Source organism: Streptococcus caledonicus, from assembly GCF_042656225.1.
In the GTDB taxonomy this organism is placed as follows: domain Bacteria; phylum Bacillota; class Bacilli; order Lactobacillales; family Streptococcaceae; genus Streptococcus; species Streptococcus caledonicus.
Window position 1 is genome coordinate 47190 of record NZ_JBHSOJ010000015.1, and the last position, 16979, is coordinate 64168.

18 protein-coding genes are annotated in these 16979 nt (G+C 38.0%); 3 read left to right on the forward strand and 15 right to left on the reverse strand.

What is annotated here, in order from left to right; genetic code table 11:
• Positions 1 to 2: 2 nt before the first annotated feature.
• From ACFPQ3_RS02060 to lacA, 6 genes are read right to left on the reverse strand one after another with little or no spacing between them, the layout of a single operon-like run.
• The gene (locus tag ACFPQ3_RS02060) at positions 3 to 1706 is read right to left on the reverse strand and encodes a lactose-specific PTS transporter subunit EIIC (protein WP_156806389.1); all 1704 of its coding nucleotides are present in this window, start codon (positions 1704 to 1706) and stop codon (positions 3 to 5) included.
• Entirely contained in the window at positions 1706 to 2023 is a 318-nt protein-coding gene (locus tag ACFPQ3_RS02065; protein ID WP_024409319.1) for a PTS lactose/cellobiose transporter subunit IIA, read from the reverse strand. The genes ACFPQ3_RS02060 and ACFPQ3_RS02065 overlap by 1 nt, the downstream gene beginning before the upstream one ends.
• 27 nt (positions 2024 to 2050) lie before the next feature.
• On the reverse strand, positions 2051 to 3031 hold the full coding sequence (lacD, locus tag ACFPQ3_RS02070; RefSeq protein ID WP_156806390.1) for a tagatose-bisphosphate aldolase: 981 nt from the start codon (positions 3029 to 3031) through the stop codon (positions 2051 to 2053).
• Between the two features lie 2 nt (positions 3032 to 3033).
• Positions 3034 to 3966 (reverse strand): tagatose-6-phosphate kinase, encoded by a 933-nt coding sequence (gene lacC / locus ACFPQ3_RS02075; protein ID WP_156806391.1) that lies wholly within the window; start codon positions 3964 to 3966, stop codon positions 3034 to 3036.
• Between the two features lie 11 nt (positions 3967 to 3977).
• On the reverse strand, positions 3978 to 4493 hold the full coding sequence (gene lacB, locus ACFPQ3_RS02080; RefSeq protein ID WP_002936382.1) for a galactose-6-phosphate isomerase subunit LacB: 516 nt from the start codon (positions 4491 to 4493) through the stop codon (positions 3978 to 3980).
• 33 nt (positions 4494 to 4526) lie between these two features.
• A complete protein-coding gene (gene lacA, locus ACFPQ3_RS02085; RefSeq protein WP_003084983.1) occupies positions 4527 to 4952 on the reverse strand; it encodes a galactose-6-phosphate isomerase subunit LacA in 426 nt (141 codons plus the stop codon).
• A gap of 395 nt (positions 4953 to 5347) precedes the next feature.
• On the opposite strand from lacA, the gene ACFPQ3_RS02090 reads away from it, so the two are divergent.
• Positions 5348 to 6109, forward strand: coding sequence for a DeoR/GlpR family DNA-binding transcription regulator (locus ACFPQ3_RS02090; RefSeq protein WP_156806392.1), 762 nt, complete (start codon positions 5348 to 5350; stop codon positions 6107 to 6109).
• 142 nt (positions 6110 to 6251) lie between these two features.
• On the opposite strand, the gene pezT is transcribed toward ACFPQ3_RS02090, so the two are convergent.
• From pezT to cdaA, 8 genes are all read right to left on the reverse strand, one after another.
• Positions 6252 to 7022 carry a type II toxin-antitoxin system toxin PezT gene (gene pezT / locus ACFPQ3_RS02095; protein WP_156806393.1) on the reverse strand — a complete coding sequence of 257 codons (771 nt, stop codon included), beginning with the start codon at positions 7020 to 7022 and terminating at the stop codon, positions 6252 to 6254.
• On the reverse strand, positions 7022 to 7498 hold the full coding sequence (gene pezA / locus ACFPQ3_RS02100; protein ID WP_156806394.1) for a type II toxin-antitoxin system antitoxin PezA: 477 nt from the start codon (positions 7496 to 7498) through the stop codon (positions 7022 to 7024). The genes pezT and pezA overlap by 1 nt, the downstream gene beginning before the upstream one ends.
• Before the next feature lie 74 nt (positions 7499 to 7572).
• A complete protein-coding gene (locus ACFPQ3_RS02105) occupies positions 7573 to 8049 on the reverse strand; it encodes an NUDIX hydrolase (protein ID WP_156806395.1) in 477 nt (158 codons plus the stop codon).
• Positions 8050 to 8058: 9 nt separating this feature from the next.
• Positions 8059 to 8481 (reverse strand): GNAT family N-acetyltransferase, encoded by a 423-nt coding sequence (locus ACFPQ3_RS02110; RefSeq protein ID WP_156806396.1) that lies wholly within the window; start codon positions 8479 to 8481, stop codon positions 8059 to 8061.
• The gene (gene era / locus ACFPQ3_RS02115; RefSeq protein ID WP_156806397.1) at positions 8481 to 9380 is read right to left on the reverse strand and encodes a GTPase Era; all 900 of its coding nucleotides are present in this window, start codon (positions 9378 to 9380) and stop codon (positions 8481 to 8483) included. Before era ends, ACFPQ3_RS02110 begins: the two co-directional genes overlap by 1 nt.
• A gap of 146 nt (positions 9381 to 9526) precedes the next feature.
• Entirely contained in the window at positions 9527 to 10879 is a 1353-nt protein-coding gene (gene glmM / locus ACFPQ3_RS02120) for a phosphoglucosamine mutase (RefSeq protein ID WP_156806398.1), read from the reverse strand.
• A 632-nt stretch (positions 10880 to 11511) separates the two neighbouring features.
• Positions 11512 to 12474: a CdaR family protein gene (locus ACFPQ3_RS02125; RefSeq protein WP_156806399.1), complete on the reverse strand. Its 963-nt coding sequence runs from the start codon at positions 12472 to 12474 to the stop codon at positions 11512 to 11514.
• A complete protein-coding gene (cdaA, locus tag ACFPQ3_RS02130; RefSeq protein ID WP_156806400.1) occupies positions 12471 to 13322 on the reverse strand; it encodes a diadenylate cyclase CdaA in 852 nt (283 codons plus the stop codon). The genes ACFPQ3_RS02125 and cdaA overlap by 4 nt, the downstream gene beginning before the upstream one ends.
• 98 nt (positions 13323 to 13420) lie before the next feature.
• Here cdaA and murT point away from each other — a divergent pair, with 98 nt between their 5' ends.
• Both murT and gatD read left to right on the forward strand, forming a co-directional pair.
• Positions 13421 to 14764 carry a lipid II isoglutaminyl synthase subunit MurT gene (gene murT, locus ACFPQ3_RS02135; protein WP_156806401.1) on the forward strand — a complete coding sequence of 448 codons (1344 nt, stop codon included), beginning with the start codon at positions 13421 to 13423 and terminating at the stop codon, positions 14762 to 14764.
• Entirely contained in the window at positions 14764 to 15552 is a 789-nt protein-coding gene (gene gatD / locus ACFPQ3_RS02140; protein WP_156806402.1) for a lipid II isoglutaminyl synthase subunit GatD, read from the forward strand. Before murT ends, gatD begins: the two co-directional genes overlap by 1 nt.
• A gap of 29 nt (positions 15553 to 15581) precedes the next feature.
• Here gatD and ACFPQ3_RS02145 read toward each other — a convergent pair whose 3' ends face one another.
• The gene (locus tag ACFPQ3_RS02145) at positions 15582 to 16508 is read right to left on the reverse strand and encodes a TDT family transporter (protein ID WP_156806403.1); all 927 of its coding nucleotides are present in this window, start codon (positions 16506 to 16508) and stop codon (positions 15582 to 15584) included.
• Between the last annotated feature and the right edge of the window lie 471 nt (positions 16509 to 16979).

The window sequence follows — 16979 nt, forward strand, 5'->3', positions numbered from 1 at the left end:
TTTTAATTTTCCATTTGTTGTTTAACAAAGTCCAATGCGCCTTGTCCATCACGAGTCAATTTGATGTATTGTGCACCTTCAGTTTTAGCTAATTTGATACCAAGTTTATCTGTTTCTACTTTCAAATCTTCATAGTTTGACGCTACTTGAGGAGCAAGGATAACGAGTTGATATTGCGGCAAGATTTCACGGTGACCACCATAGCTTCCTGCTGCTGCAGTAACTGGAACACCATATTCTTTAGCTGCTTTTGTCAAAGCATTTGCAAGAAGACCACTTGTTCCTCCACCTGCACAGAGAACCAAAACATTTGTTTGTTCAGTAATTTCTTTTGATTCAACAGTTTCAGTTGCTCCTGCTTTTTCAAGAATGGCATCAGCTTTTGCTGTATTGAAGTTTGCGGCTACTTTTTCTTTCAACTCATCTGAAGATTTACCAGTTCGTTCTTCTTCAAGAATTTGTTGGTCATAAACCTTCAAGAATGGGTAGTAAATGGCAACATCAACAACTATCAAAACAGCAGCTAAGATGAATGATAGAACCTGGAAGTTAGTACCTAGTACAAGTCCTAGGGGAGCTGGTGTTGTCCAAGGTAAGTTTGCAGTAAAACTGTTCATTCCTAGACTATCAATAAAGAATTTGAAAATCCAAACGTTAACAATTGGAGTTAAGATAAATGGAATGAAGAAAATTGGGTTCAATACCAGTGGAGCACCGAACAAAATTGGTTCGTTAACTCCAAAGAAAGTAGGAACAACAGACGCACGTCCAATCGCTTTATTACGTTTTGATTTCGTCAACCACATAAACATGAACGGAACAACCAATGTTGCACCAGTACCACCCATCGTAACGATGAACATTTGAGTACCTGATGTCAAAATCTTATCAGCATGTTCCCCTGCTTGAAGCAATTGTAAGTTAGCTTCAGCATTGGCATAGGTAATAGCTGCGATAGCTGGCTCAACAATTGAAGGTCCGTGGATACCAACAAACCAGAAGAATGCAAAGGCACCAAAGATAATGGTAATACCAACATAACCATCTGCTGCTTGGAACAACGGAGCTAATAATTTACCAATTGATTCCGCAACATTTACACCTAGTGCATTATGTACAAGAAGTTCAATAGCGTAAAGCAATACGACTGAGACAGTAAATGGGATTAAATCTTTAAATACTTGTGAAATATTCGGTGGAACTTCATCAGGCATACGAATGGTAACATTATTTTTCACACAAACTTTGTAAACATTCACTGTAATAAAGGCTGCAATGAAGGCTGTAAGCAAACCTTTAGTACCCATAAATCCAGTTAAGAAACCACCATCTTTTGCTGGATTAGCAGCCATCAACAGGAATCCAACAATGGCTGCAAGCATTGTAGAAATGAAGTTAATTTGATTTGTGCTAGGCAATGAGCGGTTCATCGAATCAGTTAATGCTTTTGCAGTTGTACCAGCAACAAACAATCCAAGAATTCCCATTGAATAATTGTATGGAGTCATCAAAAGTGTTTCAATATCAGCACTCCATTTGAATCCCCAAGCATTAGGAACATAAGCAATTAAGATGAAAATACTTGAGAAAAGAATGACTGGCATACCAGCGATAAAGCCATCACGAATAGCACGGAGGTAAATATTCCGAGAAATCTTCTCAAAGAAAGGTTTCCCTTTCTCAATTTGAGCAATAAACCCTTTCATTATTTGGCTCCTCTCTTATACAACTCAATCATATGTTTCATTAGGTCTTGAAGTAAGATTGTAGTCATCAAGTGATCTTGACCATGCATTAAGGTAACACTAAAGGCAAGATCCTCACCAGCTGCTTCTTTTTGTAGAAGACTTGTCTGAGCATTGTGTGCATCATTTAAGCACTCACCACCAGCTGCAATCAATTCTTCAGCTTTAGCATAGTCGCCTGCTTGAGCTGCTTTGAGAGCCTCTAAAAACTTAGAGCGTGCATCTCCAGCATAAGCAACAATTTCAAATCCTAAAAGAGTGATTTCTTCTCTATTCATGATATTTTCCTCCGAAAATTTTTATGATTATACTTTTGCAGTCCAAGGACTAGCAGTTTTTTCCAAAACTTTGTTCAATTCATCAATATTTTGGAATCCAGTTGTACGTAACCATTCACGAGCTACTTCTTCCCCTTGTTCAATGAAAACTTGAACTGATCCAGCCCATGTTGCACGTCCACAAAGAACACCATTGAATTTTGCACCTGATTCTGCCGCAAATACCAAGGTATCTTGGAATAATTTAGCAGAAACACCCGCACTTAAATAGATATAAGGTAGGTGTGTTGAAGATTCCTGGTCACGGAAGTGTTGTGTTGCTTCTTCCTTAGTGTAGACAACTTCACCATCACCAAAACCTTCAACGAAATTCATATTGACTGGAACTTCAACCTTAAGAACATCAATACCGAAACGCTCATCTGAGAAGACTTTCATCGCTTCATTCACTTTACGAGGTTTTACTTTGGCGAACTCAACACCTGTGTTGTCTGCAATACCTTCGTCATAAGACAGTATTTCAAGGAAGAACGGAATATCTTCCGCCTTACATTCAGAACCAATACGTTCAATGTATGCTTGTTTCTGACGGTTTACTTGCTCATCACCATCTACATCATAGTATAGCAAAAATTTCAGTGTATCGGCACCCTGTTCTTTAAGGCGTTTGACTGACCAATCATCCAAACAATCTGGTAAACGACTCGTTGTGCTTGCATCGTATCCTGTTTTTTCATAAGCAAGTAATAGTCCTGCTTCGTCTGCACGAGCTTTAGACGCTGGTAAACCGTACTCTGGATCAAGAAGAATAGAGGACGCATACTTTGTCAATTCTTCTGAAACAATTGTTTTCAATGTTTCGATCTGTTCAACCGTTGGTTCTTCAGTTTGATGTTTTGCCATCATTTTTTTAAGAGCTCCACGTTGGTCAAAAGCCAATGCTGAAATAACACCATTTTTATCGCTGACTTTTTCCATCAATGAACGTTTTTGTGCTGTTAATACCATTTTTATACCTCTGTTACTTCTATCTGATTAAATAAACTATCGTAATTATTAAGATTGACATAGCCTGTTAGTGCTTCTTGAGCATTCAACATACCAAGTACATTTGCCTTTTTCAATAAATTCTCATCACTATCGTTATGAACTAAAGCAGATGTAATTCCAGCTACTGTTGAGTCTCCTGAACCAACAGGATTGACCACTTCAATTTTGGGAATAGATACCTTATAAAAAACATCATGATGTTTTGCAAAGGCTCCTTTTGAACCAAGTGAGACAATCACCCATTCAATCCCATCAAAAAGAGAATTTTCAAGAACTGATTTCAAACTATCAATATCATCTGTTACTTCAATGCCAACTAGCTGAGAAAGTTCCTCAGTATTTGGTTTAATAACTGTCGGTTTATTGTCTCCATCCAATACGCTGAATAGTGCGATTCCTGAGCAATCTAATACAACTGGAATATTATATTTATTACAAATCCCTATCATACGAGAATAAAAGTTTGTATTGAGACCTTTAGGAAGACTACCTGAGATGGCTACAATCCCTAAATCTGGAACCAACTTTTCAAAATAGCCTAAGAATCCTGTTGCTTCTTCTTCACTAATCGTTGGACCTTGTTCAAGAATCTCTGTTTGATTTCCATCATGCAAAATGGCAATACAGTTTCTCGTTTCTCCAGCAATCTTATAAAAGGAGTGTTTCACACTTGACTTATCTAGTTCACTCTCTATGAATTCTCCAATTTTACCGCCTAACAAACCACTTGCAATCACATCATCTCCCAGTTGGGAAAGAACTCGAGTAACATTCAAACCCTTTCCACCAGGAGTTTTATGCGTTTTAGCAACACGATTCACGGTATCTAATTTGAATTGTTCAAGCGGATAAGAAATGTCAACTGACGGATTCGTTGTTATTGTCAGAATCATAACCTTACCCCTTAGTCGTGATATTCACCACGATCCCATTTTTCTAGGAATTCATCAAAGAAGTGTGGGTCAGCTTGTCCTTGATTGAGTGTTTCAACATGTTGAATTTTTTCAATCAACTTTTTATTTTCTTCTGTTGGTTTATATTCTGCATGGATGAATGCTTCAATAATATCTGTCATCAATAAGCCACCTGTAATTTTGCCACCAAAACCAATTACATTGGCATTCAATTCTTCTTTGGCGTAGATAGCTGATGTCATATCACGAACAAGAGCAGAGCGAATACCAGGAACTTTATTGACAGCATTGTTAATTCCAACACCAGTCCCACAGATACATACACCAAGATCGGCCTCACCACTCGCTACTGCCTCACCAACTTTTTTACCAAAGATTGGGTAGTGTGTGCGAATGTTATCGTAAGTTCCGCAGTCAATTACCTCATAACCTTGTGTTTTCAAATAATCTACGACAGCAATTTTATCGTTAGTTACAATGTGGTCACAGCCTACTGCAATTTTCATTTGTTTTCTCCTCTAATTTTAACTTTTGATTTTTTAGCACATTTTATTCAACATATCAACACGAATTTGGTGGCGACCTCCATCATATTCACCTTCAACAAATCCTTTAGCGATATTTTTGGCAACACCAGGTCCTACAATTTCAGAACCAATGGTAATGATACGTGAGTTATTGTGACCACGTGTCATATAAGCAGAGCGTTCATCTGAAACTTCCGCAGCAATCATCCCTTTGATTTTAGTTGCTGTCATGAAAGGTCCCACACCATACGCATCAACTACGATTCCTAAGTTTGAATCGTTAGAAGTCACTTCTTTAGCAACTGCTAAAGTTACATCTACGAAGTCTTGACCATCTTTACTCACATCAACAACTTCTTTACCAAGTTCAATCAAGTATGATTTAACTGTCTCTTTAAGTTCTGTACCTGCTTTATCAGCACCAATAATTACTGCCATTTTCTTTCTCCTGTTACATTAGAAAATAATTGAATGTAGCTACATCGACGATAAATTTTTGCAAAACTGTTTGAAATAACGCTTTCATTATTTCTATGGCATTATAATATCACCGATAAAAACAAAAGTCAACACTTTTTTGTTTTTTTTTTATCTTTTTTAACATATTGTGTTTGTTTTGTTGGTTTTATGTGTTTTTTAGTTAGAATTTCAATTAAAATTGATATTCATTATTAATTGAAAGCTAGAAATAATTCGATTTTTACTTATAGTTAACTACAATGTATCATTAATTTTCTTTTTTGTTTGTTTTGTTTCATTTTATTGTTTATTTGTTTGTTTTATGGTAAAATAGTAACAATAAATCTTTTAATACAATTGAAAGGGAATAAATTATGATAAAAAAAGAAAGGCATGAACGTATCTTAGATATGTTAAAAGTTGACGGTATTATCACTGTTAAAGAAATGATAAAAGAATTAAACATTTCTGATATGACTGCCCGTAGAGATTTGGACGCTTTAGCCGAAGAAGGTCTTTTGACCCGTACACATGGAGGAGCTCAACGTATCTATAATCCTGAAGGACCTCATGAAAAAACACATATTGAAAAAAAAGTACTTCAAACCAAAGAGAAAAAACGCATTGCTCAAAAAGCTAACTCACTAATCACAGATGGCGAAACCATTTTTATTGGACCAGGTACTACCCTTGAACATTTAGCTATTGAGTTAAAATCTCGCAATATCCGCGTGATCACCAACAGTCTTCCAGTTTTCCTTATCCTCAACCATAGTCAAACCATAGACCTTTTATTAATTGGTGGAGAGTATAGAGAAGTCACCGGTGCTTTTATTGGCTCAATGGCAACAGCTAACTTAAAAACCTTGCGATTCTCTAAAGCCTTTGTAAGTGCCAATGCTGTTTCAGATAACGCCATTGCTACTTATAGTGATGTTGAAGGAGAAATTCAACAATTAGCACTTGATAATGCTGTTGAAAAAATCTTGTTGGTTGATAGTACAAAATTTAACCGCTATGACTTCTTTAACTTTTATACATTAGACCAGCTAGATGCTATCATTACCGATAATCAAATCACCCAAGAACAGCTGGATGAATTCGGACAAAGCACCACCATTATTCAAGCGGATTGAACACGCGCAACAAAAAAACAGTCATTTTTATAATCGACTGTTTTTTATTTGAAGGAGAAAATTCCTATTCTAGAAATTGAGAAAGAAAAAAGAGAACTGGATAGCTCTCAATATTTCTTAGGTAATTTTTATCTGTAAAATATCAATGTCTATTTTTCTCAATCAATTCATTAAGTTGAATTTTACCCACCTTCATCATCTCCTCCTCCACCTTGCTCCATTTTCCAAAGAGGCATTCTTGTAGCACTTCTGTCGCTGGGCCATTATCTGTTTCAGAATCATAGACGCAGTTTCTATCTCTCTGATAGATTTGAATCTGGCCAAAGAGTTTATCGTTTTCTAACCCTCTTAGATTATCGACTAAATGGTCTACAATACCATCGTGATGTTCTTTAGGCGTTGCTCGAGCTTGGCTTGGATTTACGGCATAGACTTCCTCGTAGCGGATTAAGGTGCTGAGATAGGACAATTCAGGTTTGGTTGCTATCAAAGCTAACGAGACTTGATAGCCTCTTGATTTCAATAACTGAGCTGTTTTTCGTGGGACTTCTGCCGTTCTCAAGGTTCCTTCAATTAACAAATGATAACCTTGCTTGCTGAGTTCATCAACAAGGTGTTCTACCATTTTTCCTGCAAATCCTTTGGTATAATCTACGCTATTTTTTCCGTATTCTTCCTGCAAGGCTAGATAATTCGGGTGTAAAGAGCGGTAGCTATCACCGTCAATAATGATGATATTCCCTTGAAATTCTTTCTGCTTGATACGGTGTATCGTTGTTTTCCCTGCTCCGCTTTGCCCGCCAAGTAAGATGGCTTTTGGGTTAACTGATGTCTCCTTGCCACGAGTTAAGGAACGAATGGTTCGTTTTAAGGCAAAGTCAAAGTCATCTTGATGATAGTCTGCCAGTGCCATTAAGCCACCACCTGATGACGAGCAAGTACCAACATACGCTCAATACCATCCAAATAACCATTGTAACGCTCCACTTCATCAAAGGTATTGACAAGGTAAATCTTAGTATTGATAAGGTCTGACAAGTCATCACTCATTAAAATCCAAGGATTGGTCTCATCGTCAAAAGCGATTCCTTGACTATCTTGATAGCGATATAGTTGAGATAAAATCGCTGCGCCACGCTCTTTGATGACTTCTATTTTTAGTGTCAATTGATAATCTTCTACTGGTGTTAACAGTTTTTCTTCTCCTACAATATCAACATAAGACACATTGAATTTCTGACAAATACGGTCTATTAGTTCTGTCGAGACAGAACTCGTTCCATTTTCATAGCGGCTAAGGCTATTGCGTGAAATCCCCACTATCTTAGCGAACTCTGGCTGTGTCAAATCATGCGTTTTTCGTAAAGATTTGATATTCTCTCCAATCATAAGTCCCTCCTCTATTCAAGGTTTATTATATCATAAAAAAACAAAAACGCACCAAAATTGGTGCGTTGATTCGTTTAATGTCCCAAGGCAAATTCACCTGTGAAATACTCGTCCAACATGAGGCGGTGTTTGCCAGATACCGATTCGAGTTGTGCGATTTCGTCACGTGAGAAGAATTGCAATCGCAGTGTTTCTTCATTTTGAAAGTTTTCAATTTTTATTTCCGAGACTGCTTTTAATTCATAGATAAAAACAATCGTCTGCACCTTGTCACCATTTGGATAGATTTCTTCAAAGTTGGTGTAGACATTTAGCAACCGAAGCGCTTCTACTGCAATCCCTGTTTCCTCCAGAAACTCTCGCTCAGCGGTGTCAACTGAACTCTCACCCAATTCCATAGTGCCACCTGGAATCGCCCATGTTTTCTTATCCCCACGCAACTGCATAAGGACCTTGCCCTCATCATTAGCTAAAATGCCACCAGCGAAGTTGAGAATAATCTTATCATGTCCCACTTTGGAACGCATGTAGGAAATATAATCTTGGTTCATGTGTTCTCCTTAACAATCTAACACATAATTGACAGTTCTGCTGACTTCTTTGAAGCCTACTGCACTATGAAAAGCTTGGCTAGTCAGATTATCTAGTTCACAATTTGATGCCAATTGTCTAATCCCCTGATTTCTAGCCCATTGGCGAGCAAAATCAATTAGTTCTTTCGCTATACCACTTCTCTGGTAATCTGATAGAACATTAATTCCTTCCAGATACGCAACTGGACTGGTCTTTGCCCCTTCAACATAGTCCTTTCGGATAGATAGACTGATAAATGCAACTGCTCTGCCATTTTGCCAAAAGAGAAACTCATAAGGGAAGCTACCAATCTGGAAGTCTTTTTCTAACTGCAACCGTTCTGTCTGCCAAACGGTTGACGCCAGAGCTGACCAGTCAGACAAAGAATGGCTGTCAACTGGCTTAATCATTAGTACTCTTTCTCATTGTAGCCAAAGTCGGCGAGGTCGAGTTTTTTGTCTCGCCAGTTTTTTTTGACTTTGACCCAAGTTTCTAGATAGACTTTGTCACCAAGCATGATTTCGATATCGCGACGTGCCATTTTGCCAATCTTTTTGAGCATGGCACCTTGCTTGCCGATGATAATGCCTTTTTGGCTATCACGTTCAACCATGATCGTTGCACGGATGTGAACCTTATCTGTCTCCTCGTCACGCTTCATTGATTCAATCACTACGGCTACTGAGTGGGGAACTTCCTGTTGAGTTAGGTGCAAGACTTTCTCACGGATCATTTCTGACACAAGGAAGCGCTCTGGGTGGTCTGTGATTTGGTCTTCTGGGAAATATTGGAAACCTTCTTCCAGATTATCTGTCAAAACCTTAATCAGTGTTTCAACATTATTACCTTGAAGAGCTGAGATTGGGATAATTTCTTTGAAGTCCATTTGACTACGGAAATCATCAATCTGCGCTAGCAATTGGTCTGGATGAACCTTGTCAATCTTGTTAATCACAAGGATAACAGGGATTTTGGCAGCCTTTAAGCGCTCAATAATCATGTCATCCCCTTTACCACGCGCCTCATCCGCAGGCACCATAAAGAGAACTGTCTCTACTTCACGGAGGGTTGAGTAGGCAGATTCCACCATGAAATCGCCAAGCGCCGTTTTGGGCTTGTGAATCCCTGGGGTATCAATGAAGACAATTTGCTCAGTCTCTGTCGTGTAAATACCCATGATTTTATTGCGCGTTGTTTGCGCCTTGTCACTCATGATGGCAATTTTCTGCCCCATGACATGGTTTAGAAAGGTCGATTTCCCAACGTTTGGACGACCAAGAATGGCTACGAAGCCTGATTTGAATGTCATTTTAATTTCTCTTTTCTTTGTTAGATTTCTTCTATTATATCATAGATTTGGAAAAAGGCAGAGCTAACATCTGAAACAATCCTAAAACGAAAATATCCTATACACCATAGTAAAAAGGCTGGGCAATACCAACCTTTCAATTCCTATTAATCAATTCCAATTTCTACACGGACAACATCTGCAATGGTGTCAACGTAGTAATCTACTTGCTCATGTGTTGGTGCTTCTGCCATGACACGGAGCAAAGGCTCTGTTCCACTTGGACGTACCAAGATGCGACCATTACCATTCATTTCATTTTCCATTTTTTCAATGATGGCTGCAATGGCAGGAACTTCCATCGCCTTATCTTTCATGCTATTTTCCACACGGATATTAACCAATTTTTGTGGATAAATCGTCACTTCAGAAGCCAACTCCGAAAGAGTTTTTCCAGTTTCTTGCATCACCTTTGTCAACTGAATTGCTGTTAATTGCCCATCACCAGTCGTGTTATAATCCATGATAATCACATGACCAGACTGCTCACCACCGAGATTATAGCCGTTTTTACGCATTTCTTCAACAACATAGCGGTCACCAACAGCCGTTACAGCCTTAGCAATTCCCTCGCGATCAAGCGCCTTATGGAAGCCAAGGTTTGACATGACTGTCGTGACAATGGTATTTTGTGCCAACTGACCTTTTTCAGACATGTACCTACCGATAATGTACATGATTTTATCACCGTCAACAATCTCCCCATTTTCATCAACTGCGATCAGACGATCACTATCACCATCAAAGGCAAGGCCAATAGCAGAGCCTGACTCTTTGACTAATTCTTGAAGTTTTTCAGGATGGGTTGATCCCACTCCATCATTAATATTAAGGCCATCAGGTTTATCTCCTATAACCGTAATTTCTGCACCTAAATCCAAGAAAATATTGCGTGCTGAAGCTGCCGCAGCACCATTTGCCGTATCAAGAGCAACCTTCATCCCATCTAAAGAAAGCCCCGTTGAAACCATAAATTTCTCATATTTACGAAGCCCTTCTGGATAGTCAACAAGAGTTCCTAGCCCTTCTGCTGATGGACGTGGGAGAGTGTCTTCAGTAGCATCAAGAAGTTCTTCAATCTCTGCTTCTTGATCATCTGCTAATTTGAACCCATCTCCACCAAAGAATTTGATACCATTGTCCAAGGCAGGATTGTGACTGGCAGAAATCATGACCCCTGCGCTAGCATTTTCCGTACGTACCAAATAAGAAACACCTGGTGTCGCTAAAACACCTAGCTTATAAACTTCAATACCAACTGAAAGCAAACCTGCAATCAAGGCAGACTCAAGCATCTCACCTGAAATACGTGTGTCACGCGCCACAAAAACTTTCGGACGCCCTGTCTCATGCTGACTAAGAACATAACCACCAAAACGTCCAAGTTTAAAAGCCAATTCTGGCGTCAATTCAACATTAGCCTCACCACGGACACCATCCGTCCCAAAATATTTACCCATAAATAAGATACAAAGGGACATTTCGGCTTGCCGAAAATTTCCGTAGAAAAATAGGAAATCAAACGACGACGCTTGCGTCTAGTAATGATTTATCTTTTTTCCAGGAAATTAGTCCCGTGTTCAATTCCAACCAAATTTAGTCGGTATCAAACATTTCCTTTCTCTAATTTTCTATTACATTATAAATAACAAGTTTACTTTCGAAAAGTTTGAGACGCAGACCGAGTTCAAATGTCTCGTTTAACAACCTCATTACCTTTCTTTTATATTAATTTTTTGCCAGTTCATGGCTAAATCACTTCGGAAATAAGACACTTTTCAGCGTCCCGTGTTTAATTCCAACCACAATTGGCTAGTACCAAACAATTCCTTTCTCTAATTTTCTATTATATTACTAATTAAATTCTCTTGTGAAAAGTTTGAGGCATAGACCGAACTCAAATGTCTCGTTTAACAACCTCATTACCTTTTTATTTCCATATCTATAGGTATTTTTTCGCAATATGCAATATATAGAAATAACGGTCTCATCATAACTCTTTTGAGCAACATCTTATCCTCATACAGAATCAGCATGTCATCATAAGCACTATCTTAGTCTAAATCTTTTTAGTGTCAATTAGATAACTAATTTATTTCTTCTTCACAACATTAAGTGTCACATCAACAACTGCTGGTGTCACAATCACATCATCCGCTGCTAGAGTCATCGTTCTAATCGTTGATTCTGTAATATCTGAAATGTTGATTGGAATGACAAGCTCACTTATAGCATCCAATGCCTGTTGATTACCTTGAATAACGGTTTTATCAAAGGATAGACTATATTTGATATCTGAAACATTACTAGGTAGCTCACCGGTATAATCTACTCGAATAGGTACTGTTTTGGTTAAACTACTCACTGTAATTTGTAAATTAGCGCTTGCTGGTTCAATGACAGCTGGTAAAATCATACCATTTTCAGAAACAGCTTGCAAGGTTATACTGTCATTATAGTCACCCTCCAATCGCATACCATCTGGTAGCGTCGCCACTACATGATCAATCTGTCCAATAATTGTCTCATCACTTGTTACCTTAACCTTTGTCAAGCCCAATTCATAAGACTTCAGTGCATACCCATCCGCAAACTGGTCTTCTGCTATTTCGACTCTAACAGGGAAGGTCTCTGTTTTTTTCTTTCCAATAGTCACTGACATGCTGACCGGTGAAACCGTAGCTGATACATCATCTGGTAAATCTTTCACCTGCAGTGTGACCTTGCTCGTTCCTTCGGTCAAATTCGTTAGATCTGCAACAACCTTGAATTTTCTTGTTGATCGATTAATCTCTGAATCCAATTTCAAGCGATTTGTTGAAGTCAAATACACCTCTGTCTCATAAGAGTAGCCTGAGATAAAATATTTATCACTGTCATACTTAATATCAATAGGAATATTTTCAAGAGTATGACTATAGGTTTCAGTCGTTCGATTAAATTGCGCCTGTGTACTGTTATAATTGCTAGAAGTGGCTGTAAAAAAAAGCAAAAGCGAGAAAAGTAAAGAAACAAGACCAATACCAAATTTTTTTGTAAAGAGTTTCTTTCTCATACCCTATCACCTCCAAACCAACGTTTCCAAAAACTTTCTTGAACTTCTTCCGTAATTAAGTGCTCTTTTAACAATGCCTCAAAGTTTTCGACACTCATATCATGGATAAAATTATCCTTATAGGCAACAGAAATCGCTCCAGTCTCTTCAGAAACAATGATAGTTAGAGCATCCGAATGCTCTGATAAACCAATTGCTGCACGATGCCTCGTTCCAAATTCTTTAGAAATCGCCTGAGATTCTGATAAAGGCAAATAAGAGCAAGCGGTGGCGACTTTATTTCCTTCAATAATAACTGCCCCATCGTGAAGGGGGGTATTTGGTATAAAAATGTTAATAAGGAGCTGACTTGAAATATCAGCATTAAGGGGAATCCCACTCAATTTATATTCTCTCAGAGTTTGTGTCCCCTTAATAGACATAAGTGCACCTATTTTACGAGGACTCATATAAGTAACCGACTTAACCAGTGCTTCTATAACTCTTTCTTCATTTTTAATCCCTTGCGTTCCAATAAAAACATTATTTGTGGCCCGACCAAAACGCTCCAACCCTGATCTAATTTCTGGAGCAAAGATGATAACACCAGCAATAATCCCATAAGTAATGACTTGATTCATTAGATAAGAAATGGTGGCAAAGCCCAGCCATTCTGCTACAAACTTAGTTAAGACAAAAAATACTGTTCCTTGAATAAGTGTCATAACCTTTGTTCCAGCAATTGCTCTTATGGAACGATAAATTAAGTAGGTAACAATGATAATATCTAAGAGATTAATCATCAAAACCCACGGACTTGATATCAGAGATGTCCAATAATTTACATCAATATTTGATAATAGCTTCATACGTTATCACTTGTTCTTTCAAAAATTCTTTTCTAATTATAGCACAAATCAAACTATTTTTCCTTAACTCTCTTCATGTTTTGTGGTAAAATATCCTCATGACTATTAAAACAAAACTAGGAATTTTAGCTGGTAAATCAGCTCACTTTATTCTTTCGCAATTAGGACGTGGTTCAACGCTTCCTGGAAAAATTGCTCTTAAATTTGATAAAGATATTTTAAGTAGCTTAGCTCAAGATTACGAGATCGTAGTTGTCACAGGCACTAATGGTAAAACCCTCACAACAGCTCTCACTGTCGGCATTCTCAAAGAAGCCTTCGGAGAGATTGTGACTAACCCAAGCGGTGCTAATATGATTACAGGGATTACGTCAACTTTTTTAACTGCTAAAAAAGGAAAATCCGGTAAAAAAATTGCGGTGCTCGAAATTGACGAGGCTAGCCTTCCAAAGATTACTGAATACATCACACCAAGCCTTTTCGTCTTTACCAATATTTTCCGTGACCAGATGGACCGCTACGGTGAGATTTACACCACTTACCAAATGATTTTAGACGGTGCAGCAAAGGCGCCTCAAGCGACCATTTTAGCTAATGGCGACAGCCCTCTTTTCAACTCAAAACAAGTGGTTAATCCCGTTCGATTTTACGGTTTTGATACTGAAAAAGCTGCGCCAGCTTTAGCCCACTACAACACAGAAGGAATTGTATGTCCAAACTGTGAAGGTATTTTGCAGTATACTCTTAACACCTATGCAAACCTAGGGGACTATATCTGTCCAAACTGTGACTTCAAACGTCCTGAACTCAATTACAAATTAACAGCACTAAAAACAATCACCAATACTGCTTCTGAGTTTGTCATTGATGGCCAGGATTACAAAATCAATGTCGGGGGACTTTATAATATCTACAATGCCCTTGCTGCTGTTTCTGTCGCTGAATTTTTCGGTGTCTCTCCAGAAAAAATCAAGGCTGGATTTGATCAATCTCGTGCTGTCTTTGGACGTCAGGAAACCTTTAAGATTGGTAACAAATCATGTACACTGGTTCTCATTAAAAATCCAGTAGGAGCAAGCCAAGCTCTTGAGATGATAAAACTCGCTGACTACCAATTTAGCTTGTCTGTCCTTCTCAATGCAAACTATGCTGATGGAATTGATACTAGTTGGATTTGGGATGCTAATTTTGAACTCATCAATGAGATGGATATTACTGAAATCAATGCTGGTGGTGTTCGTCATTCTGAAATTGCTCGTCGCTTGCGTGTGACTGGCTACGATGAAACTAAAATTACCCAAGCTGAAAAATTGGAAGATATTATGGATTTAATTGAAACTCAAGAGAGTGATCATGCTTATATTCTTGCTACTTACACTGCTATGCTGGAATTCCGAGAGCTCTTAGCTCAACGCCATGCTGTTGGAAAGGAGATGAACTAATGACTTATACCTCACTAAAATCTCCTGCAAACAAGGATTACCAATACGAACTCAATGTCGCCCACCTCTATGGAAACCTATTAAACACTTACGGTGACAACGGTAATGTTCTCATGATGAAATACGTTGGGGAAAAATTAGGGGTAAAAATGACCTTTGATATTGTGTCTATCGGTGATGAATTTGATGATAACTATTACGACATGGTCTTTTTTGGCGGTGGTCAAGATTATGAGCAATCTATCGTTGCTAAAGATCTCCCAAGTAAACGTGGACCTATTGACCGTTTCATTCAAAATGACAAGGTTATCCTAGCTATCTGTGGTGGCTTCCAGTTACTCGGACAATATTATATTCAAGCAAATGGCGCTCGCATTAATGGTATCGGAGTGATGGGGCATTATACCCTCAATCAAGAAAATAATCGTTTTATCGGTGATATCAAGATTCACAATGAAGAATTTAACGAAACCTACTACGGTTTTGAAAACCATCAAGGACGCACCTTCCTCTCAGATGATGAGAAGCCACTTGGAAAAGTGATTTATGGTAAGGGAAATAATAGCGAAGACGGCACTGAGGGTGTCCACTACAAAAATGTTTACGGTTCTTATTTCCACGGTCCTATTCTGTCACGCAATGCTAACTTAGCCTATCGCTTAGTCACAACAGCACTTCGTAATAAATACGGTAAGGATATCACCTTGCCAAGCTATCAGGATATTCTCAGCCTAGAAGTTGCTGAAGAATACGGAGACGTTAAAAGTAAGGCCGAATTTAATAAGTAAAAAAGCACATTTTCGTGCTTTTTATGTTTCTAGCGCAACTTTTTCCCTATGAAAAATCCAAGATAGCCTATCAAGACATAGCTAACGATGAGCGTTGCGACCATGATTTCGAACACAACTAAAATCTGCCAAATAATTGGTTCAGGTGAAACCAGTATCTTGACACTACTTTTTAGAGCTGTCGCAGAAATGACCAGCGGAAAGGTAAAAGCTGAAAAAGCTGGTGTGAACGGATGATTAAGTAGCTTAGGTAATTGGAGCAAGATATAAAAATAGAAAAGCTGTGATACTACCACTAAAATTCCTAAAATCAATTTATTAGGAGTTTCAAAACTGGAAAGATAAGCTGCTGTGACTAAGGAAAATGGGGCACAAATTGTTGCTGTGTTCGGTTTCAGCGTTGTTTCCAACGGATGATTTTTCAACCGATAGAAAATGAGTGGTAAAACTAAAATAGTCGCTACAATGCTATAACTAACAATCACTTTTCCTAAAAAGAATTGCTGACTTAGTGGTGATGTTAAAGATGCTACACCAATACCAACATATAAGACCGTCCAAGAAGGAAAGACATTTGTAAGAGACAAAGATTTTAGATATTTCCTTGAGAAAAGCAACATATGGATTACTAGAGTAATTAACCAAATAAACCAAAAACTTTTTAAAAACCTTACAATCAAATCATGATTCCCAAAAAATTGTTTCACATAAGTCAACGCCAACAAACCTGACATAAAAAATGTTGTAAAGACAGATTGAACAAGGGGATTTTGCCATTGTTTCTTGATACTTTGACGATCTATTAACATAGAATAAATTAAATAGAAAAATAATAAGCTTGCAATAATACCACATAAAGCTGTTAAGTAAATGGATATCTCTTTAATTAAATTACCTAAGCCAAGTATCCCTAGAATTAATCCAGCAGTTGCCAAAGGTGCCCTTTGTAGTTTCATACCCTCATTCCTCCCAATAATTAAAAATTATTATACCACTTTTTAGCTAGTTCGTTTTTTAATAGTTATCAATATATTTTAATAATCACATTGGGGTAATTGGTGATTATTCCTATCAATTGCTAATGACTTAGTAAGTGACTAATATTCTTGCCTACTGTAATAACTTTACGCAACAAAGTCACTACTTCTCTAATTTTCCCAATAGTAGTAAAACAGTAAAATTCTTCCGTTCTATTTTGATAAAATTAGTAATACTTTCACTTGTCAAAAAGGGATATAATACCGTAAACGTCCTTCTCCATACTAGGACAAGTGTTACTCTATTAGTATAGACTAAATAACCGAAAACTTTAGAGAAAGAAAGAGGTTGGGACAAACCAGCACGATGGCGGAGCCCCACACTCACAAAACAATGACAACCAATAGGCAAAGCCCTCGCTAAGTGCTATACTCTTAGTGAGGGCTTTG